The following is a 26,314-nucleotide window of genomic DNA, read 5'->3' on the forward strand; positions in this document are numbered from 1 at the left end:
TCACTTCTCCTGATCCGCGAGGTGGTTGGCGGCGATATAGCCGAACACCATGGCGGGGCCGATGGTCGCGCCCGCACCGGCGTAGTCGTTGCCCATGACCGCGGCGGAGTTGTTGCCCGCCGCATAGAGTCCCTCGATGACCGCGCCCTGATCGTTCAGCACGCGGGCGTGCTCATCGATGACCAGGCCGCCCTTGGTGCCGAGATCGCCGGGCACCATCTCGACCGCATAGAACGGGCCACGCTCCAGCGGCGCCATGGTCGGATTGGGCTTCACGGTCGGGTCACCGTAGTAACGGTCATAGGCGGAATCGCCACGCAGGAAGTCCTCGTCACGACCCTTGCGCGCAAAACCGTTGAAGCGCTCCACGGTGGCGGCCAGCCGATCCGCCGGCACACCCAGCTTCGCGGCCAGCTCGGCGAGCGTATCGGCCTGCTTGATGATCCCCGCGTCGAAGTACTTCCGCGGCAGCGGCCGCTTGGGGAAGTTGCCGAGGAACAGGTACCGGTCGCGGAAGTTCTGATCGAAGATGAAATGCGCCGGAATACTGCCCGGCACTTCCGCTTCCACCTCGTACATCTTGTGCACGACATTCACGTACGGCGCGGACTCGTTGACGAACCGCTCACCATTGGCGTTCACGATGATCGCGCCCGGCTGCGACCGCTCCGCCAGGCAGAAGAACGGCGGGCCGTCGGGATTCCGCACCGACGGACCCCACCAGGCGTCATCCATGAGATCGACTGCGGCGCCGGCCTTCTGGCCCGCCACGATGCCCTCACCGACATTCTCGGTGGCGCCCACGGTCCACTCGGTGTTCTGCGGCCCGGAGATGTACTGCTTGCGCATCTCCAGGTTGTGCTCGAAGCCGCCCGCGGCCAGCACCACACCGCGCCGCGCCTTGATGACCACCGGCCGGCCCTCGTGCTCGGCGCGCACGCCGACCACGGTGCCGCCCTCCGTGATCAGCTCGGTCAGCGGCGTGTTCAGCCAGATCGGTACGCCCGCATCGCGCAGTGACAGCCACAGCCGGGCGGCGAGCGCCTTGCCCAGGCTCAACGGCAGCGCGCCCTTGATCAGGTTCAGCGCGGTCAGCGCACCCACCTTGAGCGCGGTCTTCTTACCCGCCCAGGTGCGCGCGATCATGTTCAGGTCGTGGAAGTCGCTGACCGTGATGGCAATGCCTTTGGGCGCGGACATGGTCGGCTGATTGATCTTGTGCAGATCCCCGCCGAGCAGCCGCCCGTCGATCGGCTTGGGCTCGATGCTGCGGCCCTGTGCCAGACCGCCCGGGTACTCCGGGTGGTAATCGGAGTAGCCCCGGTCGTACACGAAGTCCCAATACTTCGACCGCGCGCCGATGTACTGGAACATGGCCGGGCCGTTGTCCAGGAACGCCCGCTGCTTGACCTCCGGAACCCGATCGCCCACAACGGCTTTCAGATAAGTCCGCGCCAGCTCCGGGCTGTCCGGCACACCTGCCGCCTGCAGCACCGGATTGTTCGGCACCCAGACGCCGCCGCCGGAACGCGCGGTCGAGCCGCCGAACAGGCGGCTCTTCTCGATGAGTGTCACCGACAGCCCGCGATAGGCCGCGGTCAGCGCGGCCGTCATACCCGCCGCGCCGGAACCAACGACAACGACATCGAATTCGAATTCCATGAAAGGCCCGTCCAGATGAATTGACTTGCCCTGCGCCGCGCGTTCAGCGCGGCGCAGGGTTGAAATGTGTCTGTTCATCCGACGCTAAGTCGGGGGTCCGGAGTGAGCACCGTGTGGTCCCGGCCACTGAGACAAGCGCATGACCTGAGGCTATGGGTGCAGAAGTATTCCGTTTAGGCATAGACGCCCGGACAGGCCGGACGTCGTCGGCAGGAGCCCCCGATGAAGTTCTCCATGATCTTCGAAGCGCAGATGACCGACCCGACCGCCGCACACGAGGCGCAGGTCCTGCGCGACTGCGTGGACCAGGCCGTGCTGGCCGACCAGGTCGGATTCGATGCCGTCTGGGCGGTCGAACATCACGGACTCAAGTGGTACGCGCACATGAGCGCACCGGAAATCTTCCTCACCTGGGTGGCCGCCAAAACCTCGCGCGTCCGCATCGGCCACGGCGTGGTCTGCATGCCGTTCAACTTCAATCACCCGGTTCGCGCCGCCGAACGCGCCGCCATGCTGGACGTACTCTCCGGCGGCCGCCTGAACCTGGGCGCGGGCCGCGGCGCCACCGAGGTCGAAACCTCCATGTGCGGAGTCGATCCCGCCCGCACCTATCGGGAGGTGGAGGAATCACTGCGCATGATCGCCACCGCCTGGCAGGACCCGGAAGGCGAATTCGAGTACCACGGTGAACTTCTCGACATCCCGCCGCATCGCCTGCTGCCGCGACCGGTGCAACGCCCGCATCCGCCGCTGTTCATGGCCTGCACCCGCAAGGACACCCTGAAACTCGCCGCCGACTACGGAATCGGTGCTCTCGTACTGGGATTCGCGGGCATCGAGGAGATCGCCGAACTCCGCGGCATCTACGACGACGCCATTGCATCCCGCACCGGCGAACGATTCGTCTCCACCGTCGTCAACGACCACTTCGCCGCCCTGTGCCCGACCATCGTGCTCGACGATCGCGAGCAGGCCCAGCAGATCGGCGCGCGCGGCCAGCGGTTCTTCGCCCAGTCCATCAAGCATTACTACGGCGCCGGACCGGTCCCCGACGAGGCCGTCGACCCCGCCGTCGACGAGGTCGCCAAGATCCGGCAAGCGGCCGAGGAACACGTCGCCTACCTGCACGAAGCCAAGATTCCCGTGAAGTCCGGCGCCACCGCCATCTTCAATACCGAGCACGCCTACGGCAATGCCGACGACGCCATCGCGTACGTGGAGCGGTTGCAGGAAGCCGGGGCCGACGAGATCCTGTGCCTGATCCAGATGGGCACCGTGCCGCAAGCGGCCTGCCTCGAAACCATCCGTCAATGGGGAGACAAGGTCATTCCCCACTTCCGTGCGAACCAACACCGTCGTAACAAGTAGAAGGAAGTCGAAATGGCTGATCTGACCGGCAAAGTCGCCCTCATCACCGGCGCCGCCCGCGGCCAGGGCGCCGCCGAGGCGCGCCTGTTCGTCGAACGCGGCGCGCAGGTGGTCATCACCGATGTACTCGACACCGAAGGCAAGAAACTCGCCGAATCCCTCGGCACGGCAGCCCGTTTCGTGCGCCACGATGTCACCGACACCGACAGCTGGGCCGCCGCCGTCGGGGCGGCCGTCTCGGCCTTCGGCAAGCTGGATGTCCTGGTGAACAATGCCGCCATCTACACCATGAAATCGATTATGGAGACGAGTTCCGAAGAGCTGGAACGCATCCTGAAGGTGAACCTGGTCGGCGCGTTCAACGGCATCAAGGCCGCCGTCCCCGCCATGATCGAGGCCGGCGGCGGCGCCATCGTCAATATCTCCTCGCAGTCCGGGCTCGAGGGCCTGATGAACCACGCCGCCTACGGCTCCTCCAAGTGGGCCCTGCGCGGCCTGAGCCGGGTCGCCGCACTGGAACTGGGCCTGAACCAGATCCGCGTCAACTCCGTCTACCCCGGCCCCATCGCGACCCCGATGGTGCCGTACCTGACCATCGGCCCGGGCAGCTTCCCCACCCTGCCGCTGGAACGCTCCGGCCTGCCGGAAGAGGTCGCCGAACTCGTCGCCTTCCTCGCCTCCGACGCCGCCGCCTACATCACCGGCGCCGAGGTCTCGGTGGACGGCGGCCTGGCCGCGGGCAAGTTCATTCCGCGCGGCATGTAATCCACCGATCGACCGGTCTCCCCGAGGAACTCACCATGCCGCTGTCTCCCGAATGGCGCGCCTTCGTCGACGCCGCCAGTGCCGCCTTCCCGGAACTCGGCACCGAGGTGCTCGACGCCGGGGAGGCGCGGGCCTTCCTGGCCGCCCGGCCCGCCCCGGTGGTCGAGCCGATTCCCGTTGCGGGCGTGGAGGACTGGCTGGTGCCCGGCCCGGAGGACGCGCCCGAGGTGCCGGTCCGGCTGTACCGGCCACTCGACGCCGACGGGACACCGGGTGTGGTGGTGTTCTATCACGGCGGCGGATTCGTGCTGTGCGGCTTGGACAGTCACGATCGCTTCTGCCGCACCATGGCCGATCAAGCGGGCGTCATCGTGGTGTCGGTGGACTACCGGCGCGCACCCGACGCCCGCTTCCCCGCGGCCGCCGACGATGCCTATGCCGTCCTGCGCTGGGTCGCCGACAATGCCGAATCCCTCGGCGGCGATCCGGAGCGGGTGGCCGTCGCGGGCGACAGCGCGGGCGGCAATCTCGCCACCGTCGCCGCCTTGCAGGCCCGCGACAACGGCGGCCCCGACATCGTGTTCCAGCTGCTCATGTATCCGATGCTGAATCCGTTCTGCGACACCGGATCCCACACCGAGAACGCCGAGGGCTACTTCACGACCGCCGCCCACATCCGCTGGTACTGGCAGCAATACCTGAACTCGGACGCCGAACGGTCCGACCCCTACGCCAATCCTGCCGTCGCCGACCTCACCGGATTGCCGCCCGCGCATATCGTCACCGCCGAATTCGATCCGCTGCGGGACGAGGGCGAGGAGTACGGCCGGCGGCTGCGGGCCGCCCGGGTCCCGGCGGAGATCCACCGCAGCCCCGGCACGGTGCACGGCTTCATGACCATGGCCTTCCACCTCGAGGAGACCCGGCAAGCCAATGCCGCCGCCTTCGACGCGCTGCGCCGGGCCCTGGCCCGCACCAGGTCCGAGGCCCGCTGACCGGAGCGCCACCCGCTTCCCAGGCAAATTCCAGCGCGAAACCTGTTCACGCACGCCCGATTTGCGTAACATCGCGAAGGTCAGTTGATCTTCGGATGTCTCGGGGAAGCTCTTGTCTCTCGCACGGATGGCCGCTCTCACCGCGGCCATGACTGTTGTCGGATGCACGATCGGCGCGGCCGGCACGGCGGCCGCCGACCAGCCCGGCCAGTACTACGGCGCCATCGCGGTCTCGCGGCTGAAGAACTCCGCCGTGGTCGACGCGGGCCTGCCCAGCAAAACCACCGCCGACGCCGCCGTCATCCGCGACTGTTCCAACTACGACTGCGAGATAGTCCTGCACTTCACCGGCGGCTGCGCCGCCGTCGCCCAGGGCGCGGACGGCCAATTCGGCTGGGCCACCGGCGGCAGCAAGAGCGATGCCGAACAGGCCGCCGTCACCAGCCTCGGCCAGAGCAACCCGCCCTTCCCCGATCTCGGCAGCGCCCAAGCCCAACCCGCCCACGTGGTCACCTCCGCCTGCGGCCCCGACGCGCAGTAACCCATCGCGCAATAGCTCACGAGCGGGAAACCATGGTGGCGGCCTCTCGGCCGATGCCGCAATGAGTTCCCGCTCAGTGCGGGTAGCGCGCTTCGTAGGCGGCGCGTTCGGCGGCGCGGCGGGTGGCGCGGGCCGGGTTCTCCAGGTCTTGGGGGAAGCCGTGTTTCGCCAGGCGGTGTGCGCGGTTCATCGGCATGTAGGCGACGATGTAGAAGACCGCCAGCAGTACGGCCAGCAGAATCATGGCGCCGCGCAACCACAGTTCGCCCGGGAACAGCAGGAACAGCGCGAAGATCGGGGTCAGCGGGAACAGCCCGCGCACGATGTGCCGGGGCAGCGCGAAGGTTCCGGTGAGGTCGTGGCGGACCCAATCCCGCAGGTCGTCGGGGAGTTTGCGACCGCAGGAGTAACCGATCCACTGAATGGGGTTGGGACGCTTCACTTCCGGGTTCCCTTCGACGGTTCCACCAGCACCGAGCGACGTGCCGCGTCATTGACGCGGGTGAGCACGTCGCGCAGTTCCTCCAGGTCGGCCAGGCTCACGCCGAGGCGTTCCACCACCGCGGGCGGAATCCGCTCGGCCTCGTTGCGCAGCGCCCGGCCTTCCGGAGTCAGATCGACGACGAGATTGCGTTCATCGTTGCTGTCCCGCCGCCGGGTGATGAGCCCGGCCGCCTCCAACCGCTTGAGCAGCGGCGACAGCGTCGGCGAATCGAGTTGAATGGCCTCGCCGATGTCCTTGACCGACATCGGCGCCTCCCCCCACAGCGCCAGCAGCACCAGATACTGCGGATGGGTGAGTCCCATGGGCTCCAGCAGTGGCCGATACACCGCGAGCACCGCGCGATTGGCGACCGCCAGCGCGAAGCAGACCTGCCGGTCCAGCCGCAGCGGATCCTCGGCCTCCGATTCCATGTGCCGGCCCTCCTCGATCGTCGTCGTTAGGGCAATAATAGTTAACGCACTAACTGTTTGTCCGCGATCTGATGGGTAATAGCCGTCACACCTACAGCTGCGACAGGGCCAGACTCAGCAGCCGGGCCGTGTCCATGTAGTCGCGGAAGAGCGTGACCTGGCCGTTCCGGACGTGCACCACATTGACCGAGCTGCGCACCGACCGCCGCTCCTGACCGGGGCGCGTCATATCGACATCGTTCTCGACCACGAAGACCCCCGGATCGGTGGTCTCGTAGATATGCGGGGTGATGCCGTGAACCTCCAAGCCGGACATGCCCGTCCAGCGGTTCGCCAGATACTCGCGGATCTGATCGCGGCCCTCCAGTCGCGCCGGCATGCCGGGCACCCGGAACGGCATTTCGAACACCGCGTCATCGGCCATCAGCTTGGCGAAGCCGTCGGCATCGCGCGAGGGCAGCCCGCGGAAAAGCTGTTCGACCAGGTCACGAGGGGTGGCTACGGAAGTGGACATTTTTGCCTCCAAAAACGGAACGTAGGACCCGGTTAGTATTCGGGGCGCTCGCCCCGCTTGTCAATGGCCGGGTAGGCTTTCGCAGATGACCGACCGTCCACTGCGCGCCGACGCCCGCCGCAATCGCGAACGCGTCCTGGCCGCCGCACAGGAAGCCTTTGCGACCGAAGGCATTTCGGTGCCACTGGACGAGATCGCCCGACGCGCGGGAGTCGGCGCGGGGACCGTGTACCGGCACTTCCCCACCAAAGAAGCGCTGTTCGAGGCCGCCATGCTCGACCGCGTCGAGCGCATGACCGCCATCGCCCGGGCGGGCGCCGAAACCGACGACCCGGGTGCGGCCTTCTTCGACTATCTGGAACAGATGGCCGCGGACGGCGGCGTCAAACGAGACCTGGCCGACGCCATCGGGCCCCGGCGCGCAGCGGACTTCCTGGCGCAGACCTACGAAATGAAAAGTGCCATAGGCGAATTGCTGACCGCGGCACAACGAGCGGGCGCGGTGCGGAACGATATCGGCATCGACGACCTGATGGCCATCCTGAAGGGGCTGTTCCTCGCCATCCACGACGGTGGGGCCGATCCCGGAATTCACGCCCGCGCCTTCACCGTCATGATCGACGGATTGCGTACCCACTAGCCGCAAATGTTCAGCACACGCTGATCGCGAATGTGCACACGTTTCGTCATCGCGAGTGATTGGATGCACGCATGTGCTGAGCGGTCGCCATTCCGGCGCCCCGGCCCGGCTTGTTCTTCCCGTTAATCCACTGCGTCGATGACAGGAGATCAGGTTCGATGATGCGTGCGTTCCGTGCCGTCGCCCTCACGGCCGGTCTGACCTTGACAGCTTGCGGCCAGCACACCACCCCCACCGCCCAGCAGCCACCGCAGGCGCCACCGCGAACACTCACCATCGGCATCAAATTCGACCAACCCGGACTTTCCGTCCGCGCACCGGACGGCACCCCGCACGGCTTCGATATCGACACCGCCCGCTATATCGCCGGCAAACTCGGCGTCACCCCCGACCACATCACCTGGAAAGAAGCCCGATCCGACCAGCGGGAAAACCTGTTGAATTCCGGCGCAGTCGATTTCGTCGTGGCCTCCTACTCCATCACCGCCGGCCGCCAGCAGCTCGTCTCCTTCGCCGGGCCCTATCTGATGACCGGGCAGGACCTGCTGGTGCGGCAGAGCGAGAAGGACATCGACCGGCCCGAGGACCTCGACGGCCGCACCGTCTGCACCGCCGAAGGCTCCACCTCCGCCGACAAGATCCGGCGCAGCTTCGCCCAGGACGTCAAACTCAGCACCCGCGACACCTATACGCAATGCGTCGCCGACCTCATCTCCGGCACCGCCGACGCCGTCAGCACCGACGACGTCATCCTCGCCGGCTTCGCCCACGAACACCCCGGCATGCTGCGCGTGGCCGGACACCGCTTCACCCGCGAACGCTACGGAATCGGCATCCGCAAGGGCGATCTCGACCTGCAGACCCGCATCACCTCGATCGTGCGCATGATGATCGACGACGGCAGCTGGCGCCGCTTCATGGAAGGCAACCTCGCCGCCACCGGCTACGTCCCACTGCCCGAACCCGTCGTCTTCAACGCACCCGACCGGGCCGTCGAACCCGGCGACCCCACCACCCTCGACACCGATCTGGTGCAGACCACCAAGGCCGTCACGGCAACCTCCAACGCCCGCGACTGGGAAGGTTTCCGCTCCCTGGTCTGCCCCGAAACCGCCGACGAAATCGACCAGATCGTCCTGCAATACACCCCGCAATACGACAAAACCCTCGGCGCCGAAGTGAAGTCCGCCGGCTTCACCAACACCGTCACCGGCGTCACCCAAACCGACCCGAACAACGCCACTTTCGCCTTCCACGAAGCCTTCACCAATGTCCCCGACAAATACCGCGGCTACTTCAAGGACATCGACTACACCGGCACCATGGTCCGCCGCGAAGGCTCCTGGAAACTCTGCGGCCTCGCCGCCGACTTCGTCGAACCCTGAGACCACCGCCCGAATAATCCGATGCGTGCGGGCCCGGCCCGCACCTACGGTGGGTGGCAGTCAACAGGAAGGAAAGTCCGATGTTTCCCGTCGAGCTGCGCGGTACCCGAGCGCAGACACTTATGTGGGCCCACGAGCACGAGGTCGAACCGGCCGCGCTGCAACAGCTGCGGAATATCGCGCAACTGGAATGGGTCCACGGCGTACGGGTAATGCCGGATGTGCACCTCGGCAAGGGTGCGACCGTCGGATCCGTCATCGCCATGAAGGACGCGGTCGCGCCCGCCGCCGTCGGAGTCGATATCGGCTGCGGCATGGAGGCGGTGCGGACCTCGCTGACGGCATCGGATCTGCCGGACAGCCTGCACCCGTTGCGATCTCGGATCGAGGCGGCGGTGCCGGTCGGGTTCGCCGCGCACGACGACCCGGTGAACGTGAACCGGCTCAATGCCGAGATCTCCGGGCAACGAGCGGCGGGCACCACCCTGCGTGCGGGGTGGGAGCGCTTCTGGAAGGCGTTCGACGCCCTGGATCCGGCCGTGCAGGCTCGTGAATCCAAGGCGCACAAGCAGATGGGAACGCTAGGCGGCGGCAATCACTTCTGCGAGGTTTGTCTGGATTCGGAAGATCGAGTCTGGATCCTGCTGCACTCCGGAAGCCGCAATATCGGCAAGGAACTCGCCGAACGGCACATGGCCGTCGCCCGCAAGCTCCCGCACAACCAGGACCTGCCCGATCGCGATCTGGCCGTATTCCTCTCCGGGACACCGGAAATGGATGCCTACCGGCGCGATCTGACCTGGGCACAGGAGTACGCGGCCCGTAATCGGGCCGTCATGCTGGCCCTGGTCTGCAAGGCGGTCCGCGAGGAATTCGGCGAGCGCACAGTGCTTTTCGACGACCCCATCTCCTGCCACCACAACTATGTGGCGGAGGAGCTCATCGACGGCATCCCCATGCTGGTGACCCGTAAGGGCGCGGTGCGGGCGGGCGCGGGGGATCTCGCGCTCATTCCGGGGTCGATGGGTACTCGGTCGTATGTGGTGCGGGGCAAGGGGAATGCGGCCTCGTTCCAGTCGGCGTCGCACGGGGCGGGGCGGCGGATGAGCCGGAATGCGGCCAAGCGGCAGTTCACGGTGGCCGATCTGATCGCGCAGACCGAAGGTGTGGAGTCGCGGAAGGATGCCGGAGTCGTGGACGAGATTCCGGCGGCGTACAAGGACATCGATCAGGTCATCGCCGCGCAGGCGGACCTGGTGGATATCGTCGCCACGCTTCGCCAGGTCCTGTGCGTGAAGGGTTGATCCTGCTCGTAGACGGGTGATCCTGTTGGTAGCGGCGGCGATTCAGCGGCGGCGCAAGGTCGCCGCCGCTCCTGCCCCGACCAGCAGGATGCCGACTATCAACGGAAAACCCGTCTGCAGCCACTGGAACAATGCCACCTGCATATCGGACGAGATGTTCGGGATATCACCGATCAACCGGAAGGTGTCGTCCGGAAAGATCAAATGGATGACGCCGGGCAGTACACCCCAGACCAGGCCCGCGATCAGGGTACCCGGCGGGGAATAGGCGGCCAGCGCCGCCACGATCAGGAAAAGCGCTGCGCCCAGCAGGATTTCGAAGGTCGACCCCAGGCGATCGCTCAGATTGCCCAGGATGACCCACTGTCTGGTCCCGGCGGCGCCGCGGGCGGCGAACGCGATGCCGATCGGGGTGAGAATCAGGCCCACAACGGTCCCGATCACGGTCCTGGAGGTATTGTTCTTGCTACGGAACTGCGCCCCCGGCGGCGACCAGCCCGCGGGCGATGGGAACTTCTCCGGCATCCTCGTCTCCCTGCGCACCCCCGGGACGCCCTTCGTGCCCGGACTCCCATTGTCCGTCCCGGCACGGGATTCTGCGCGATCTTGACTGCACCGCAATCAATGCGCTCCCAACAGGAGTTTCACACGGCGAGCGACTGTCCGGTTGGGAGTATTTGCACCACTGTGTCCGGCGCGAGATCCGCTGCGGCAACGAGGAAACGCTCCGGACCCTGCTTATCGGATTTGGTCATGATGCGGTCGCCGAGCGGGCCGCTGGAGAAGGCGTAGTGGATGGGCACCGCGATGCGCGGGCGCAGCGTCCCGACCAGATCGGCGGCCTCGCCGGCATCCATGACCACCTGACGATTGAAGGCGGGCCGGATACGCAGCCCGTTGACCGGGACCAGCGCCAGATCCACCTCGCCGAATCGGGCTGCGATATCGTCCAATTCGGCGATGCGCAGGGTGTCGGCGCCGAAGAACACGGTATGGCCGTCGGCGCGCAGCACGAACGTGACCTCCGGGACGCCGTGGCTGGCGGGGGCGGCCGTCACCTCCACCGGGCCCAGCTGCGTTCGCTGCCACGGTGCCAGCTCGACAACCTGGGTGAAACCGGCGGCCCGCACCCGGTCGGCCAGGCCCGGCACCACGGCGAACGGGACCGATTTATCCGGATAGCCGGTGAGGTTCGCGAGATCACAGTGATCGATATGGCCGTGGCTGATGACAATGCCCGCCAATTCGGGCAACTCAGCGGCGGTGGCGATGCTGCGTGGCTCGCCGGGGCGATAGAAGCGGCTCTCGGAGAACCAGGGATCGGTGAGGATCCGGGCGCCACCGAAATCGAGGAGAACGCTGGCATGGACGATGCGGGTCATGGTGAGCATCGCGATTCCTAACAAGACAAGCGTCTGTTGACACGTGTCAGTAGACGCCCGTCTTGTTAAGCTGTCAAGGTGAACGCCAACCCCACCGTCCGCAGCCGCAACCGCCGCGGCGAGGGAGCCCTGCTGCGCGCCGAACTCGTCGAAGCGGCCAGCCGCCTGCTGGAGGAACTCGACGGCCAGGAGGCGCTGTCCATGCGCGCCGTCGCCCGCGCCGTCGGCATCGCACCACAGAGCGCCTATCTGCACTTCGCCGACCGCCGGGAACTGCTCACCGCCGTCTACGCGCTGCGCTTCACCGAGTTGCACGCCGCCCTGCTCGCCGCCCGCGACTCCGCACCGGAAGACGATCCGGCACAACAGCTTTCCGCCATCTGCCACGCCTACGCCGACTACGGCGTCCACCACCCCGGCCACTACCGCGTCCTCTTCGGCACCGCCGGCACCCCCGGCTGGGAACCCACCGACGCCCAACTCCCCGGCCTCCCCACCTTCCGCCTCCTCGTCGACACCGCCGCCGCCTGCGACAGCCCCGACCCCACCGCCACCGCGTCCTGCCTCTGGGCAGCCCTGCACGGCCTCATCACCCTCCGCCAGGACCGCCCCAGCTTCCCCTGGCCACCCTTGGAGACACTGATCCGCACCCTGGTGGACGCCCACCTGGCCGCAGCACACTGACGGCCGATTCGAACCGACGCGGCGGCGGGCGCCCTGACGGCCACGACGTACGCCGAAGCAGCTGACGCCGATCCATCTCGGCGTGGGTTCGGCAGGTGCCGAGGTCGGGGTGATTCCTTGCGCAGAGCGTGCGGCGCCCGGCCGGGGCGTCAGGTGCAGCAGGGGGTGCGAAGTTGTGGTGCGGGGGGTGGGGTGTCGGTGGGGTGGGGCATGCTGGAGCGCGTGACCTCGACCGATTCCGACACCTCGACCACGACCGCACTCGGCCTCCGGGAGGATGCGGAACGGCTGCTGCGCGAGCTGGCCGGACCGGACGCGCGGCTACGGGAGGATCAGTGGACCGCCATCGAGGCACTGGTGGTGCAGCGGCGACGGGCACTGGTGGTACAGCGGACGGGCTGGGGTAAGTCCGCGGTCTACTTCATTTCCGCGAAGCTGCTGCGTGCGCAGGGGCGCGGGCCGACGGTCATCGTGTCACCGCTGCTGGCGCTCATGCGCAACCAGGTGGCGGCCGCCGAACGCGCGGGAGTCGTTGCGGCAACCATCAATTCGGGCAATGTCACCGAGTGGGACGAGATCCACGCGCACGTCGCCGCCGGTGAGGTGGACGTGCTGCTGGTCAGCCCGGAGCGGCTGAACAATCCGGACTTCCGCGATTCCGTGCTGCCGAAGCTGGCTGCCGACGCCGGACTTGTCGTCATCGACGAGGCGCACTGCGTCTCCGACTGGGGGCACGATTTCCGGCCCGACTATCGCCGGATCCGCACGCTCATCGCCGATCTCGGCTCCGAAGTGCCCGTGCTGGCCACCACCGCCACCGCCAACGACCGCGTCGTCACCGACGTCGCCACCCAGATCGGCACGGACACACTGGTGCTGCGCGGCAGCCTGGACCGCGAATCACTGCACCTGTCGGTGGCCGGCATCCCCGACGCCGTCGAACGCACCGCCTGGCTCAGCAAACGCCTGCACGAGCTGCCCGGTTCGGGCATCGTCTACGCCCTCACCGTCGCCGCCGCACACGACCTCGCGGATGTACTGAACTCGCACGGCCATCACGTCGCCGCCTACACCGGCCAGACCGACCCCACCGAACGCGAAGCCCTGGAAATCGCGTTGCTCGACAACGAGGTGAAGGCGCTCATCGCCACCTCCGCGCTCGGAATGGGTTTCGACAAGCCGGATCTCGGCTTCGTCGTGCACATCGGCGCACCCTCCTCCCCCATCTCCTACTACCAGCAGGTCGGCCGCGCGGGCCGTGGCACGGCCCGCGCGGAGGTCATCCTGCTCCCCGGACCGGAAGACCGCCGGATCTGGAGTTACTTCGCCTCGGTGGCATTCCCGCGCGAACACGTTGTGCGCTCGGTGCTTTCGGCCCTCGACTCGGACCGCGCCGTCTCCACCGCCGCTCTGGAACCCCAGGTCGAACTCAACCGCTCCCGCCTCGAAATGGTGCTGAAGGTCCTCGATGTCGACGGCGCGGTCCGCCGCGTGCGCGGCGGCTGGATCGGCACCGGTCAGCCCTGGGTCTACGACACCGAACGCTACGAACGCCTGACCGTCGCCCGGGAAGCCGAGCAGCAGGCCATGATCGACTACCAGTCCACCACCGCCTGCCGGATGAACTTCCTGCGCGCCCAGCTCGACGACCCGGGCCTGACCGCCGGCGCCCCCGGCTGCGGCCGCTGCGACAACTGCACCGGCACCCGCGCCGACACCGCCGTGGACACCGCCGAACTGGCCGCCATCCGCACCCGCCTGGACCGCCCCGGCATCGACCTCGCCCCGCGCAAGCAATGGCCCACCGGCATGGCCAAACTCGGAATCTCCCTGTCCGGCAAGATCACCGGCGGCGCCGAGACCGGCCGTGTCCTCGGCCGCCTCAGCGATATCGGCTGGGGCCAGCGCCTGCGCCCCCTCATCGAAGGCCCCGACGCCCCGGTCCCGGACGAGGTCTTCCGCGCGTGCACAACCGTTCTGCGCGAATGGACCTGGACCGAACGGCCCACCGCCGTCCTGGCCCTGGAATCCCCCCGCCACCCCCTCCTCACCCGATCGCTCGCCGCCCGCCTCGCCGAGGTGGGCCGTCTCCGCGATCTCGGCGTCCTCCCCCTCCGCCCCGACCTCCCGCCCATCTCCGCCGCCAACTCGGCCCTCCGCGTAGCCGCCCTCCACAATGCCTGGGACACACCGGATCTCACCGACATCGAAGGCCCGATCCTCCTGGTGGACGCCCTCACCGACACCGGATGGACCTTCACCATGGCGGCCCGCGCCCTACGCGCCGCCGGCGCGGACGCGATACTCCCCTTCGCCCTCGCCACCCCCGCCTGACCGGAACAACACCACCCGATCAGGGCAAGGAGCCGATGATGACCGATCACACGGACGACACCGCCTCCGACCCGCGCGCCCGCTGGCGGAAGCTACCCCCGGAGCCGACGGAATGGGTCGAGGAAGTCCAAGCGAAGAACCCTGTGCCGGATCCCGAGAAGCCCTCGGATGGTCCGGGTATCGGCTATGCCGGCGGCCTCCTTCAGCCCTGATTCCTGTTCGGCACGAACCTAATCCGCCTGCATCGATTCCGCGCGAGTCGCCGCCTCGACCTCACGGGCGGTGCGGCGATCACGGAGTCGCTCTATCGAATCCACGTACTGGAGCATGAGGCGGGCGAATTCCAGGCGATCGTGTTCGAGCCAGTCGGCGGTGATGTTTTCGAAGGCTTCGCGCTGGCAGTGGCGGAAGCGGGCCATGAGTTCGTGGCCGGCGGGAGTGAGTCGCAGGACGGCGCGGCGGCCGTCCCGCTGGGAGGGGACGCGCATCAGGTAGCCGGCCTTGATGCTGTCGGTCACCGTGCGGCTCGCCACCGAGGGATCGATGCAGAGATGCTCGGCGAGACCGCCGACCGTGACCTCCGATCCGGGCGATTCGCTTTGCTCCGCAACGATATTCAGCACCAGCGTGCGTGACATGTCCTTGGCGGACAGGGGGTTCTCCACTTCACGCAGGACGCCGCGGCGCAACTTGCCGAACGCCGGTCCCACGGCATCCAGCAGTTCGTCGGCGGTGTATTCGTCCTTCGCGGTCATGGACACATCATATGCATGCCTCCGCGAATATATGTGTTGACGGCCAATTATGTGCATGACAGCATCTACATGTCTCGTGACATAGATTTTCCGGAATGGAGATCCACCATGACCACCCTCATCACCGGCGTCCGCGGCCAGGTCGGCCGAACGGTCCTCGACCGGCTGCACGCCGCCGGCCTGCCGGTCCGCGCCGCCAGCAAGGCGCCCGCCGACCTCACCCTGCCCGCCGGCGTCGAGGTCGCCGAGCTGCGGCTCGACGCGCCGGAGACCTTCGGCCCGGCCCTCGACGGGGCGCGCCAGGTATTCCTCTACGCGGAGCCCGCCGGAATCGACACCTTCGTCACCGCCGCCCGCGCGGCCGGAGTCGACCACATCGTGCTGCTCTCCTCATCCGCCGTCGACAGCCCCACCGCGGCGGACAATCCGATCGGCGCCCGCCACCTCGCGGTCGAAAATGCCCTCGCCGCTTCGGGAATCCTCACCACGGTGCTGCGGCCCGGCGGCTTCGACTCCAACTCCCTCTCCTGGGCCCGGGCCATCGCCGGCAAGCAGCCCGTCGAACTCCCGTATCCGGAGGCCGCGCTGGCGATGATCCATCCCGGCGATATCGCCGATATCGCCGTCGCCGCCCTCACCGGACCCGAATTGCGTGGCCGCACAGTCAGTCTCACCGGGCCGGAGGCGGTCAGCTTCGAGCGCCAGATCGCCCTGCTGGGCGAGGCGCTCGGCCGCGATATCCCGGTCGTCCGCGTCAGCCCCGAACAGGCCGCCCGGCAGATGTCCGTCACCATGCCCGCCTTCATCGTCGACACCCTGCTCACCACGTGGGCCACGCTCGCCGACACTCCGCAACCCGTCGCCGACACCACCGAAACCCTGCTCGGCGTTCCCGCCCGCAGCTACGCCCAGTGGGCCCGGGAAAACGCCGCCGCCTTCTCCGCCTGACGCCCCGCGCCCGAATTTCGCTATTCACCAGCTACATTCCGCGTACCCTCCACATATCCCCGAGCAGCCGCCACACGACCCTTTGGAGTTCCTCATGGCGTCCGCAGCACCCAAGGTCCCGCCGCTCCCATTGGCCCGGGCCGTCGGACGGTTCCGTGACGGACTGGCGGCCCTGCACCGGAGGTTCGTGCCCGGTCACATCGCGTTGCTGGAACTACACATGATGGGCTTCCTGTCACAGTCCATCAGCGCGGCGGCACAACTCGGCATCGCCGACGCACTCGCCCGGGGACCACGGCAGCCGGGTGAGCTCGCGCGGGAGCTCGGCGTCGACGAGGACGCACTCCGGCGGTTGCTACGGCTGCTCGTCAGCTTCGGCATCTTCGAGCAACGGCGGGACGGGGGCTACCAGCTGAATCGGATGTCCCAGGCGCTGCGCAGCGACGGCGCGGTATCGCTGCGAGACCTGTTCCTGTTCTTCGGATCCGAATATCACCGCACGCACTGGGGGCATCTCGCCGACGCGGTGCGCACCGGGAAGTCGGTCGGCCCGGCGCTCGACGGCATGGACTTCTTCGAATACGCGGCCACCAACCGGGAGATCGGCGATCTGTTCGACCGCGCCATGACCGCCGTCAGCGGCCTCTCGGTGGACACGCTGCTGGCCGCCTACGACTTCGGGCAGTTCGGGACCATCGTGGATATCGGTGCGGGACAGGGCAGTCTGCTCACCGACATCCTGCGGCGCACTCCCGCCATCCACGGGGTGGTCTTCGACCTGCCGGAAGTGGTGGCGGAGCTGTCGATGCAGCTGCCCGATCTCGGTCTCGCCGACCGGCTCACCATCGAGACCGGATCCTTCTTCGACACCGCGCCCAAGGGCGGAGACGCCTACCTGCTCAAACACATCGTCCACGACTGGTCCGACGCCGACGCCGAACGCATCCTGCGCACGGTCCGCGAAGCCATGGATCCCGCCGCCCGCCTGCTGCTCATCGATATCGTGCTGCCCGAGCACGGGCGCCCGCACGTCGGCAAGTTCACCGATCTCGAAATGCTGGTGAACGCCACCGGCCGGGAGCGCGATGCGCACAGCTTCGGAACCCTGTTGTCGCGCAGCGGTTTCACGCTCAGCCGCATCATCCCCACCGTGGGGCCGGACAGCATTCTCGAAGCGCACCCCGCCTGGTAATGACACCCCCGAGCGGTGATCGGCCCCCTGCGCCGACCACCGCGCCGGGTCGCCCGGGCACCGGACCACGGCGCTCGGACGACCCGCATCCCCGCGGCCCCGGCAAGACCTGCGCTCGGCCGGCCGGGACGTCTCCGGAAGTGGCGGTCCGGCTCTCACGCCGTGCGGCGGGCGTGCGGAGTCACCACCTGGGCGGCGCGATCGGTCCAGCCGTCCGCCATCTGCGCGAGCATGAACCAGGCCGCATGCACTTGTTCGTCGGACACCTTCTCCACGGTCTTCAGCAGATACACCGCGCGGACATGCGCCGCGGCCATCGCATCCACCACCGAACCCAGGGACTCACCGCGCGCCACACCCCTCCGCAGCGCTCGATTCGCCACCCACTCATCGATGAAGTGGACCACTTGCGCGCGTAGCTCGTCGATGCCGCCGGCGTCGCCGGAGTGGTTGCGGCGCTGCAGATGCAGTTCGGCGAGCGTGCGGGCCCAGCGGGTGACCGGATGGTCCTCGGGCTGGTCCCCGATATGGCCGCAGAACGCGGCCAGCAGTTCGTGCCAGTCGGGTAGCAGGGGGCGAATCTCGAAACCGTTGTCCCGGCCGCTCGCCCGCCACAACTGTGCGTTATCCGGTTGCGGTACGTACATACCTACCTCCCACGGCGGTGCGGGCACACCCGGCGCCGCGGGCGATCACCGGACCGCGAGCCCGACGCGGCAAGGGCGGACCGCGCCGGATCCAGGCAATCGCTATCGGCGAAGGGCACATCTCGATGCGGCGCCGGGTGCCATTCCAGGATGCGCCGGACCGCCCGCCCGCCCACTGCCCTTTCCACGCCTTTCCCCCGCCCATCCCCCCGCGCGCCCACCGACACGCCCAAAAACCAAACCGCCCGCCCAGTAGGATTCTCGCCGGATATCCGTGCCTACCACCCACACTGCACATTCCGGATGCCGAATCCACAGCGCGACTGCCACTCTCCGCGGCGTCCGGCCTCGCAAGCGAGACGCAGCCGATCTGCGTCGCCACGGATCGAAAATCGTTGCGAGGCAGATCCGCTCCGCGAACCGCCGGCGCGCTGCGGCTAAACCTTCACGAGATCGTCGGCGTGGACGACCGGGCGCTGCATGCTGTCGGGGAGGTCGGAGGTGGAGCGGCCCTTCATGGAGTCGAGTTCGTCGCTGTCGTAAGCGACTACGCCGCGGGCCACCACGTGACCGTCGGGGGCTACCAGGTCGATGACATCGCCGCCGTAGAAGTGGCCGGTCACCTGGGTGATGCCGGCCGCCAGGAGGGAGCGGCGGCGTTCGGCGACGGCCTGGACCGCACCGGCGTCGAGATGGACCGCGCCGTGCGGGTCGGCGGCGTGGCGGACCCAGAACTTGCGGGCGGACAGGCGGACCGGGCGGGCGGCGAAGGCCGTGCCCACCGTGGCGCCCGAAAGGGCTGCTGCCGCATCGGAAGCGGCCGCCAGCAGGACCGGTACGCCGGCGTCCGCGGCGAGGCGGGCGGCGGAGAGTTTGGAGGCCATGCCGCCGGTGCCGAGAGCGCCGCCGCTGCCGGCGATGACGCCGTCCAGATCGGCGCTGCTGCGGACCTCGGGGATGAAATTGGCCGCGCCCTTGCGGGGGTCGCCGTCGTAGAGGCCGTCCACATCGGAGAGCAAGATCAGGGCGTCGGCGCCGACGAGGTGGGCGACCAGCGCGGCCAGGCGGTCGTTGTCGCCGAAACGGATCTCTTCCGTTGCGACAGTGTCGTTTTCGTTGACGACGGCGATCGCGTGCAGGGAGCGCAAGCGGTCCAGGGTGCGTTGCGCATTGCGGTGCGGCTCGCGGCGGCCGAAGTCACCGGCACTCAACAGCACCTGACCGACCACCCGGTCGTAGCGCGCGAACGACGTCCCCCATGCGTGCGCGAGAGCCAGCTGGCCGACGCTCGCGGCGGCCTGCTTGGTGGCCAGATCCTTGGGGCGCTTGGACAGTCCGAGCGGCGCGATACCGGCGCCGATCGCGCCGGAGGACACCACGACCAGATCCGATCCGGCGCGCATGCGCGTCTCCACCGCATCGGCCAGCGCATCCAGCCGGGCCGTGTCGAGACCGCCTTCGAGACTCGTCAGCGCCGAGGAGCCGATCTTCACGACCACGCTGCGCGCCGTCGCGATCGCCCGGCGTGCCTCGCTCACCTCGCCTGCCCCGGTCACTCCGGCCTCCGCCTGCGTGATACTCGAACTCACCTGCACCACACCTCAATTCGCTCGCGATACGAAAAGTATCGCCGCACTTCCGTTCTCGCCCGCGGCACCCCCGCCCGCCGCACCGCGGGCGGGGGTATCGCCGCGCGCTACTACTCCTCGTCCTCCGTCAGCAGACCACGGCGCGCCCGCGAGGCATGCTTGCGCTCGGCGGCGCCGATGCGGTCGGTCTGTTCGAGTCGCGGATCCACGCCGCGGCGCGTCAGCAGCGTCTCCACGCCCGCGGAAATCGAAGGCTCCCAATCGAAGACGTAATCGCCGATGGTCACCGAGGCGCCCGGCTCCGCGCCCAGCTTCACCAGCTCGTCCTCGACGCCCAGGCGCGCCAGACGGTCCGCCAGGTAGCCGACGGCCTCGTCATTGTCGAACTGGGTCTGCGCCACCCAGCGCTCCGGACGCTCACCGTGCACGATGAACCCGCCCTCGATCTCGGGATCGACCACGACACGGAATCCGCTGTCGCCCTTGACAACCGGCCGCAGCACCGGCCGCTTCGGCTCCACCACGACCTGCGACGCACGATAGTCGAGGACCATCTGCGCGAGCGCGAATGTCAACGGCCGCAAGCCTTCCCGGCTCACCGCCGAGATCTTGAACACCGGCCAGCCGCGGGACTCGAACTCCGGCGTCACCATATCGGCGAGCTCGTCCGCATCCGGGATATCCGTCTTGTTGAGAATGACCACGCGCGGCCGATCCGCCAGCTCACCCAGACCGGTATCGGCCTTCAGCGCAGGCTGATACGCGGCCAGCTCGGCCTCCAGCGCATCCACATCGGAGATCGGATCACGACCCGGATCCAGCGTCGCGCAGTCCACCACATGCGCCAGCACGGCGGTCCGCTCCAGATGCCGCAGGAAGTCCAGCCCCAGGCCACGCCCCTCGCTGGCACCCGGAATCAGGCCCGGCACATCGGCGATGGTGAAAGTCGTGTCACCCGACTGCACCACACCGAGATTCGGCACCAGCGTGGTGAACGGGTAATCCGCGATCTTCGGCTTCGCCGCCGACAGCACCGACACCAGCGACGACTTGCCCGCCGACGGGAAGCCCACCAGGCCCACATCCGCGACCGACTTCAGCTCCAGAACGAGATCCCGTTCCTGGCCGTCCTCGCCGAGCAGCGCGAAACCGGGCGCCTTGCGCGCCTTCGACACCAGCGCCGCATTGCCGAGACCACCGCGACCACCCTGCGCCGCGATGAACCGGGTACCCGGGCCGACCAGATCGGCAAGCACCTCCCCGTCCTCGGTCAGGATCACGGTGCCCGACGGCACCTTCAGCAACAGCTCCTCACCCTGCTTGCCACTGCGGTTGCTGCCCTCACCGGGCTTGCCGTTACCGCCCTTGGCATGCGGATGGAAATGGAAATCCAGCAGCGTGTGGACATTGGGATCGACCTCGAGGATCACGTCCCCGCCATTACCGCCGTTACCCCCATCGGGGCCACCCAGCGGCATGAACTTCTCCCGGCGCACCGAAGCGCACCCGTGGCCACCCTTGCCCGCACGAACGTGCAGCACGACACGGTCGATGAATTTGGACATGTCGGTGATCATCCTCCTTCAGGACTCGTATGCCGTGATCGGCGTATCGAAAACAACAAAACGGGCCAGGGTTGTACAACCCTGACCCGCTTCGGAAGTAAGTGGAGAGGACTCCGGTGTGCCGGTCAGGCGTTCACCGGCTCCGGAACCACGATGTTGATGGTCTTGCGGCCACGCTTGGTGCCGAACTTGACCGCACCCGCCTCGAGGGCGAACAGCGTGTCGTCGCCGCCACGGCCGACGTTCACGCCGGGGTGGAAGTGCGTGCCACGCTGGCGAACCAGGATCTCGCCGGCCTTGACGACCTGACCGCCGAAGCGCTTCACGCCGAGCCGCTGGGCATTCGAATCGCGACCATTGCGCGAGCTGGATGCACCCTTCTTATGTGCCATTTCAAACTCCTCGTGCCGGGGTGACGAACCCCAAGTCGGATTACTTGATGCCGGTGACCTTCAGGACCGTCAGCTTCTGACGGTGGCCCTGACGCTTGTGGTAGCCGGTCTTGTTCTTGAACTTGTGGATCCGGATCTTCGGGCCCTTGGTCTGCTCTACGACCTCGGCGGACACGGAAACCTTCGCCAGCTTGTCAGCATCGGTGGTCAGCTCGGCGCCATCAACAAGCAGCACCGGCGACAGCGACACCGCAGTGCCCGGCTCACCCTCGATCTTCTCGACCTTCACCAGGTCACCGACCGCGACCTTGTACTGCTTTCCGCCGGTCTTGACGATCGCGTACGTTGCCATCGGTCGGCTGCCCTTCTTTCTGTTCGAGTGCTCGAAATACTCGGCACTCTGCTCACACGGCGGGCATCCGATTCACACCGGAAACCGCCGCAGACTGGTCTGGGGTATTCACCGCCGCCTCGGGGCCGTTGGCTCTCAAACCGAACCGGGGCCCACTCTCACAGCACTAGTCACAACAGAGTGCCGTCGCATGGGGCAGCGACTGGCCAAGACTACAGGAACTAGCCAACCCCCTCCAAACTGGGGTGATCGGCGCAACTCCGCGGTCGCTGTCGCATTCCTACAAGCCGAGTATCCGCAGGTCCGCTGCACAACCGTCGACGCGGACGGCACCCACCGCATCCGGTGCGACTACGAACCGCCCTGAACAGACGTGAGTGGCCCCGCCGGTGGAACCGGCGGGGCCACTCACGTTTCTGCCTTACAGGTCAGTTACCGCCCTCGGGGGCACCCGCCGGACGACCGGCCGCACGGCGACGCGGACGACTGCGCGGAGGCACCTCCGCCGGCGCCAGGTCCTCGAGGTTGAGGGCCGGCGTCTGCGGCTGATCCGAACTGGAGAGCACGAACACCGCGCCCTTGCTGTCGGAGGCCGGGGCGGCCGCAGTACGGGCCACCCGGCGACGCCCCGGGCGACGGGCAGGCGCCGCATCGCTCAAGCCGGTACCGCTCGAACCCGATGCCGTATCGCCCGAAAGCGGTGCAGCCGTCTGCACCTCCGCCGCGGCCTGCGCCTCGGTCACCACGACCGCAGCCTCGGCTGCATCGGCCACAGCCGCAGGAGCAACCACCGCATCGGCGGCGGCCTGCGCGGATGCACCGGCAGCCCGCGGAGATTCGGTGGCAGCCCGCGCGGCGGTCCCGTTCGAGGACGGCTCGGCCAACTGCAGGGTCTGCGCGGAGACCACGCCACCCGATTCGGCGGCCGCCGTCGCGGCCTGTGCCGCAGCGGCTTCCGCGTCCGCCTCGGTGGCGGCCTCGATCTTCTCGATCGCGCCGGCCGCCAGCGCGGCCTCGGCGGCGGCGTTCTCCGCCTCGGTCACGATGCGACCCACCGCCGCGGTGACATCCGCGGTGCTCGCGGTATCACCCTCGGCGAGAATCGTATTCGCCGCATCGGCGGCCGCGATGGCATCCTCGCCCGTCGAATGCGCGGCTTCCTCGGCCTGATGCGCGGCCATGGCCAGGGCGACCGGGTGGGCGCGCTTGGCGGCCACCCTGGTCTCCTCTTCCTCGTCGAGCTCCTCGGCCGGAGCCTCGGCGACGGCCGGAACAGCCTCCGCCGCATTGTCCTTGCCGCGGTCCTTGCGACGGCGACGCGAACCCTCGCGACGGCCCGCACCCTCGTCGGAACTGGCCGCCGGAGCGGACTCGACCGGGTAGTTGTGCACCAGGATGCCGCGACCGTGGCAGGTCTCGCAGGTGGTCGAGAACGCCTCCACCAGACCGGTACCCAGCTTCTTGCGGGTCATCTGGACCAGGCCCAGCGAGGTCACCTCGGACACCTGGTGGCGGGTGCGATCCCGGCCCAGCGCCTCGGTCAGCCTGCGCAGCACCAGATCCCGGTTGGACTCCAGCACCATGTCGATGAAGTCGACGACGATCATGCCGCCGATATCGCGCAGGCGCATCTGGCGGACGATCTCCTCGGCCGCCTCCAGGTTGTTGCGGGTGACGGTTTCTTCGAGGTTCGAACCGCCGGAGCCGGTGAACTTGCCGGTGTTGACGTCGATGACCGTCATGGCCTCGGTGCGGTCGATCACCAGGGTGCCGCCGGACGGCAGCCACACCTTGCGGTCGAGAGCCTTGGCCAGCTGCTCGTCGATGCGGAACGCACCGAACACATCGACGCCGCTGCTCTCGTGGCGTTCCACACGGGCCAGCATGTCCGGAGCCACCGTGCGCACGTAGTTCTCGACGGTGGTCCAGGCGCGGTCGCCCTCGATGACCAGCTTGGAGAAGTCCTCGTTGAACAGGTCGCGGACGACCTTGACCAGCAGGTCGGGCTCCTCGTACAGCGTCTTGGGCGCGCCGGAGCCGTTCTTGGCCTGCTCCTCGATGGTGCGCCAAGTGGCCTGCAGCCGTTCGACATCGCGCGCCAGCTCGGGCTCGGAGACGCCCTCCGAAGCGGTGCGGATGATGACGCCCGCGTCCTGCGGGACGATATCGCGCAGAATCTCCTTGAGCCGCTTGCGTTCCGTATCGGGCAGCTTGCGGGAGATACCGGTGGACGTACCGCCCGGCACGTACACCAGGAAGCGACCGGCCAGGCTGATCTGCGTGGTCAGGCGGGCACCCTTGTGCCCCACCGGATCCTTCGACACCTGCACCAGCACGGTGTCACCGGGCTTGAGCGCCTGCTCGATCTTGCGCTCCTTGCCGCCCAGACCGGCGGCCTCCCAGTTCACCTCGCCCGCGTACAGCACGCCATTGCGGCCACGGCCGATATCGACGAACGCGGCCTCCATCGACGGCAGCACGTTCTGCACCTTGCCCAGGTACACATTGCCGACCATGGACGCCGAACCCGTCGACGTCACGAAGTGCTCGACCAGGATGTTGTCCTCGAGCACCGCCACCTGCGTGGTGGACGTCGGGTGATCGGGGAAGTGCTTCTCGCGCACCACCATCACCCGGTCCACCGCCTCGCGGCGGGCCAAAAACTCCGACTCGGTCAGGATCGGCGGGCGACGGCGACCGGCCTCCCGGCCGTCCCGGCGGCGCTGACGCTTGGCCTCGAGCCGCGTCGAACCGCTGATGCCCTGCACCTCGTCCGACGCGGACGCGGCGGCGGCCGCAGCGGCGGCCCGGCGCTTGCTGCGCGGCTCCCGCTCGTGCACGACCGTGTTCGGCGGATCGTCCTCGGCGACCTCGGGCTCGTTGTCCTCGCCACCCTTACGGCGACGGCGGCGACGGCGGCGACGGCTGCTCGAACCCTCCGGCACCGCGTCCGACTCGTCGTCGTCCTCGGCATCGTTGTCGGCGGAGTCGGCCGACTCGTCCTCGGCATCACCCGCGGACTGCGGACGCTGGTCCTCGTCATCGGCGTCGTTGTCGCCGTGCTGTTCGCCACGGCCGCGACCCCGACCGCGACGACCACGACGGCGGCGGCGCGAACCGCTCTCGCCGCGCTGCTCGCGGTCCTGACCGTCCTCCCAGTCGCCGTCGTCCTCGGTGTCCTCGGCGTCATCCGCCGCGGTCTCCTCGGTCACAACCGGCTGCGGCTGCGGACGCTTGTCCTCGACGGGCGGGGCGGCGGGCTTGTCCTCGGGCGCCTCTTCGAAGCGGGCCTTGCGTTCGGCCCGGCGCTTGCGGCGGGTCTCCTCGACGGCGGTGGCGTCCGGCGCGAGGAACAGCGGCCCGGCCACCATGGCGGCGGGCTGATAGGTCACCGGCTCGGCGGGCGCCGGCTCGGGCGCCTGGAACGGGCTGGTGAACAGCGACTGCTGCGGCTGCGCCACGGACTTGGCGGTGGCGGCCTCGGCCGCTTCGACCTCGATGGCGGCCAGCTCGTCGGCCGCGCGGTCGTCGCCGGCCGCGATGGCCTCGTCGACGGTCGCCTCGGCGATCGGTGCCGGCGATACCGGCTCGGGTGCGCCGGCTTCGACGTCACGCGGCCCGAAGGCATCGCGCACCGATTCGGCGACATTGCGGTCCAGGCTGGATTGCGGGCTTCGCGCCTGCGCGCCCATCTCGGTCAGGTGGGCCAGAATACGTTTGCTGGTGACTCCCAGCAGCTTCGCCAGTGCGTGCACTCGGATCCGTTCCGGCAACTGTTCGGCAGCCCCGGTGGTGTCCGAAGCCTCCCCAACACCATTCACCTGCGATGCATCCTGCGGCTCTTGATCGGCCACGAATTCTCCTCGGGCCCCCGGGCGCGTCCCTCCTGAGAGTGACCGCGGCCGACGCGGGGGCAATTAGTTGGCCTCGCACCCCACCGGGGCACGAGATCGTAAGTCTTCGCGCCGTGTGGCCCGTTATCACCTTGTTCTCGTCGTTCGGGCTAACTGGTCACGTGGCGCCTGGCTGGTTGGCTCAACTCCACGGCCCGAGCGTTCATCCAGCGTGCCAGCCGACAGCCGAGTCTTGGAAGCCGTCGGCGGCAGCGATGATCGTCCGTCGTGCCGCGGTGTCAATCGAAGGTGGCAGCCACCTGCCGCTAATGACGGGCGTCGGCCACTTCCAGAGCCAGTATCCCACACGCGCCGGAGGCGTCGCGCCCGCGACGCGTGGTTGCCCGGCTCGGCGGGCTGTCGTGCGCACGCCCAGGGAAGGGCGTCAAGCGATTTTCGGCGGGTCCGGGGCCGGTCGAGCCCGGTCTTTCCGGGACTCCGTGGGCCGCTTCCGGCCGCTGCCGGGCGGCTCGGACCCGCTTTCAGCTGGGT

The 26,314-nt window shown here is 68.2% G+C and carries 25 protein-coding genes; 12 read left to right on the forward strand and 13 right to left on the reverse strand.

All coding sequences use genetic code 11. The annotated features are described in order from the left end of the window. A complete protein-coding gene (gene kstD / locus ACIP5Y_RS05785; RefSeq protein ID WP_400349148.1) occupies positions 1-1,662 on the reverse strand; it encodes a 3-oxosteroid 1-dehydrogenase in 1,662 nt (553 codons plus the stop codon). Positions 1,663-1,884: 222 nt separating this feature from the next. Here kstD and ACIP5Y_RS05790 point away from each other — a divergent pair, with 222 nt between their 5' ends. From ACIP5Y_RS05790 to ACIP5Y_RS05805, 4 genes are all read left to right on the forward strand, one after another. Continuing rightward, positions 1,885-3,030, forward strand: coding sequence for an LLM class flavin-dependent oxidoreductase (locus ACIP5Y_RS05790; RefSeq protein ID WP_400347917.1), 1,146 nt, complete (start codon positions 1,885-1,887; stop codon positions 3,028-3,030). Positions 3,031-3,042: 12 nt separating this feature from the next. Continuing rightward, the gene (locus ACIP5Y_RS05795) at positions 3,043-3,795 is read left to right on the forward strand and encodes a glucose 1-dehydrogenase (RefSeq protein ID WP_400347919.1); all 753 of its coding nucleotides are present in this window, start codon (positions 3,043-3,045) and stop codon (positions 3,793-3,795) included. 35 nt (positions 3,796-3,830) lie between these two features. Then, positions 3,831-4,790: an alpha/beta hydrolase gene (locus ACIP5Y_RS05800; RefSeq protein ID WP_400347921.1), complete on the forward strand. Its 960-nt coding sequence runs from the start codon at positions 3,831-3,833 to the stop codon at positions 4,788-4,790. Between the two features lie 112 nt (positions 4,791-4,902). Then, positions 4,903-5,331 (forward strand): DUF4189 domain-containing protein, encoded by a 429-nt coding sequence (locus ACIP5Y_RS05805; RefSeq protein WP_400347923.1) that lies wholly within the window; start codon positions 4,903-4,905, stop codon positions 5,329-5,331. 73 nt (positions 5,332-5,404) lie between these two features. Here the strand turns inward: ACIP5Y_RS05805 and ACIP5Y_RS05810 are convergent, their stop codons facing one another. The 3 genes from ACIP5Y_RS05810 to ACIP5Y_RS05820 form a co-directional block, all read right to left on the reverse strand. Then, positions 5,405-5,773 (reverse strand): DUF5313 family protein, encoded by a 369-nt coding sequence (locus ACIP5Y_RS05810; RefSeq protein ID WP_400347925.1) that lies wholly within the window; start codon positions 5,771-5,773, stop codon positions 5,405-5,407. After that, positions 5,770-6,246: a MarR family winged helix-turn-helix transcriptional regulator gene (locus ACIP5Y_RS05815; protein ID WP_400347927.1), complete on the reverse strand. Its 477-nt coding sequence runs from the start codon at positions 6,244-6,246 to the stop codon at positions 5,770-5,772. Before ACIP5Y_RS05815 ends, ACIP5Y_RS05810 begins: the two co-directional genes overlap by 4 nt. A 91-nt stretch (positions 6,247-6,337) precedes the next feature. Then, complete coding sequence (locus ACIP5Y_RS05820; RefSeq protein WP_400347929.1) at positions 6,338-6,760, reverse strand: nuclear transport factor 2 family protein; 423 nt, start codon at positions 6,758-6,760, stop codon at positions 6,338-6,340. A gap of 85 nt (positions 6,761-6,845) precedes the next feature. Here ACIP5Y_RS05820 and ACIP5Y_RS05825 point away from each other — a divergent pair, with 85 nt between their 5' ends. The 3 genes from ACIP5Y_RS05825 (at position 6,846) to ACIP5Y_RS05835 (ending at position 10,089) form a co-directional block, all read left to right on the forward strand. After that, positions 6,846-7,400 (forward strand): TetR/AcrR family transcriptional regulator, encoded by a 555-nt coding sequence (locus ACIP5Y_RS05825; RefSeq protein WP_400347931.1) that lies wholly within the window; start codon positions 6,846-6,848, stop codon positions 7,398-7,400. A gap of 158 nt (positions 7,401-7,558) precedes the next feature. Continuing rightward, a complete protein-coding gene (locus ACIP5Y_RS05830) occupies positions 7,559-8,785 on the forward strand; it encodes a glutamate ABC transporter substrate-binding protein (RefSeq protein WP_400347933.1) in 1,227 nt (408 codons plus the stop codon). Positions 8,786-8,865: 80 nt separating this feature from the next. Next, positions 8,866-10,089, forward strand: coding sequence for an RtcB family protein (locus ACIP5Y_RS05835; protein ID WP_400347935.1), 1,224 nt, complete (start codon positions 8,866-8,868; stop codon positions 10,087-10,089). 42 nt (positions 10,090-10,131) lie between these two features. Here the strand turns inward: ACIP5Y_RS05835 and ACIP5Y_RS05840 are convergent, their stop codons facing one another. Next, a complete protein-coding gene (locus ACIP5Y_RS05840) occupies positions 10,132-10,614 on the reverse strand; it encodes a hypothetical protein (RefSeq protein WP_400347937.1) in 483 nt (160 codons plus the stop codon). A gap of 119 nt (positions 10,615-10,733) precedes the next feature. Then, on the reverse strand, positions 10,734-11,480 hold the full coding sequence (locus tag ACIP5Y_RS05845) for an MBL fold metallo-hydrolase (protein ID WP_400347939.1): 747 nt from the start codon (positions 11,478-11,480) through the stop codon (positions 10,734-10,736). Between the two features lie 69 nt (positions 11,481-11,549). Between ACIP5Y_RS05845 and ACIP5Y_RS05850 the strand changes: the two genes are divergently transcribed. The 3 genes from ACIP5Y_RS05850 (at position 11,550) to ACIP5Y_RS05860 (ending at position 14,701) form a co-directional block, all read left to right on the forward strand. Further along, positions 11,550-12,155 carry a TetR/AcrR family transcriptional regulator gene (locus tag ACIP5Y_RS05850; RefSeq protein ID WP_400347940.1) on the forward strand — a complete coding sequence of 202 codons (606 nt, stop codon included), beginning with the start codon at positions 11,550-11,552 and terminating at the stop codon, positions 12,153-12,155. 210 nt (positions 12,156-12,365) lie between these two features. Further along, positions 12,366-14,489, forward strand: a complete 2,124-nt coding sequence (locus tag ACIP5Y_RS05855; RefSeq protein WP_400347942.1) for a RecQ family ATP-dependent DNA helicase — start codon at positions 12,366-12,368, stop codon at positions 14,487-14,489. A gap of 38 nt (positions 14,490-14,527) precedes the next feature. Further along, a complete protein-coding gene (locus tag ACIP5Y_RS05860) occupies positions 14,528-14,701 on the forward strand; it encodes a hypothetical protein (protein ID WP_400347944.1) in 174 nt (57 codons plus the stop codon). A gap of 18 nt (positions 14,702-14,719) precedes the next feature. On the opposite strand, the gene ACIP5Y_RS05865 is transcribed toward ACIP5Y_RS05860, so the two are convergent. Further along, on the reverse strand, positions 14,720-15,244 hold the full coding sequence (locus ACIP5Y_RS05865; RefSeq protein WP_400347946.1) for a MarR family winged helix-turn-helix transcriptional regulator: 525 nt from the start codon (positions 15,242-15,244) through the stop codon (positions 14,720-14,722). Between the two features lie 108 nt (positions 15,245-15,352). Here ACIP5Y_RS05865 and ACIP5Y_RS05870 point away from each other — a divergent pair, with 108 nt between their 5' ends. Continuing rightward, complete coding sequence (locus tag ACIP5Y_RS05870) at positions 15,353-16,192, forward strand: NAD(P)H-binding protein (protein WP_400347947.1); 840 nt, start codon at positions 15,353-15,355, stop codon at positions 16,190-16,192. A 94-nt stretch (positions 16,193-16,286) separates the two neighbouring features. Then, complete coding sequence (locus tag ACIP5Y_RS05875) at positions 16,287-17,384, forward strand: methyltransferase (protein WP_400347949.1); 1,098 nt, start codon at positions 16,287-16,289, stop codon at positions 17,382-17,384. 155 nt (positions 17,385-17,539) lie between these two features. On the opposite strand, the gene ACIP5Y_RS05880 is transcribed toward ACIP5Y_RS05875, so the two are convergent. The 6 genes from ACIP5Y_RS05880 to ACIP5Y_RS05905 all read right to left on the reverse strand — a co-directional run bounded on the left by ACIP5Y_RS05880 (position 17,540) and on the right by ACIP5Y_RS05905 (position 25,783). Further along, positions 17,540-18,031, reverse strand: a complete 492-nt coding sequence (locus ACIP5Y_RS05880; RefSeq protein WP_400347951.1) for a DUF4254 domain-containing protein — start codon at positions 18,029-18,031, stop codon at positions 17,540-17,542. A 437-nt stretch (positions 18,032-18,468) separates the two neighbouring features. Further along, entirely contained in the window at positions 18,469-19,569 is a 1,101-nt protein-coding gene (proB, locus tag ACIP5Y_RS05885) for a glutamate 5-kinase (protein ID WP_400349150.1), read from the reverse strand. Positions 19,570-19,730: 161 nt separating this feature from the next. Next, positions 19,731-21,185, reverse strand: coding sequence for a GTPase ObgE (obgE, locus tag ACIP5Y_RS05890; RefSeq protein ID WP_400347952.1), 1,455 nt, complete (start codon positions 21,183-21,185; stop codon positions 19,731-19,733). Positions 21,186-21,310: 125 nt separating this feature from the next. Then, complete coding sequence (gene rpmA / locus ACIP5Y_RS05895; RefSeq protein WP_400347954.1) at positions 21,311-21,577, reverse strand: 50S ribosomal protein L27; 267 nt, start codon at positions 21,575-21,577, stop codon at positions 21,311-21,313. A gap of 40 nt (positions 21,578-21,617) precedes the next feature. Next, positions 21,618-21,929 carry a 50S ribosomal protein L21 gene (rplU, locus tag ACIP5Y_RS05900; RefSeq protein WP_397003502.1) on the reverse strand — a complete coding sequence of 104 codons (312 nt, stop codon included), beginning with the start codon at positions 21,927-21,929 and terminating at the stop codon, positions 21,618-21,620. 428 nt (positions 21,930-22,357) lie between these two features. Continuing rightward, entirely contained in the window at positions 22,358-25,783 is a 3,426-nt protein-coding gene (locus tag ACIP5Y_RS05905; RefSeq protein WP_400347956.1) for a translation initiation factor IF-2 N-terminal domain-containing protein, read from the reverse strand. Between the last annotated feature and the right edge of the window lie 531 nt (positions 25,784-26,314).

The sequence above is a fragment of the Nocardia sp. NPDC088792 genome (assembly GCF_044750615.1).
Classification (GTDB): domain Bacteria; phylum Actinomycetota; class Actinomycetes; order Mycobacteriales; family Mycobacteriaceae; genus Nocardia.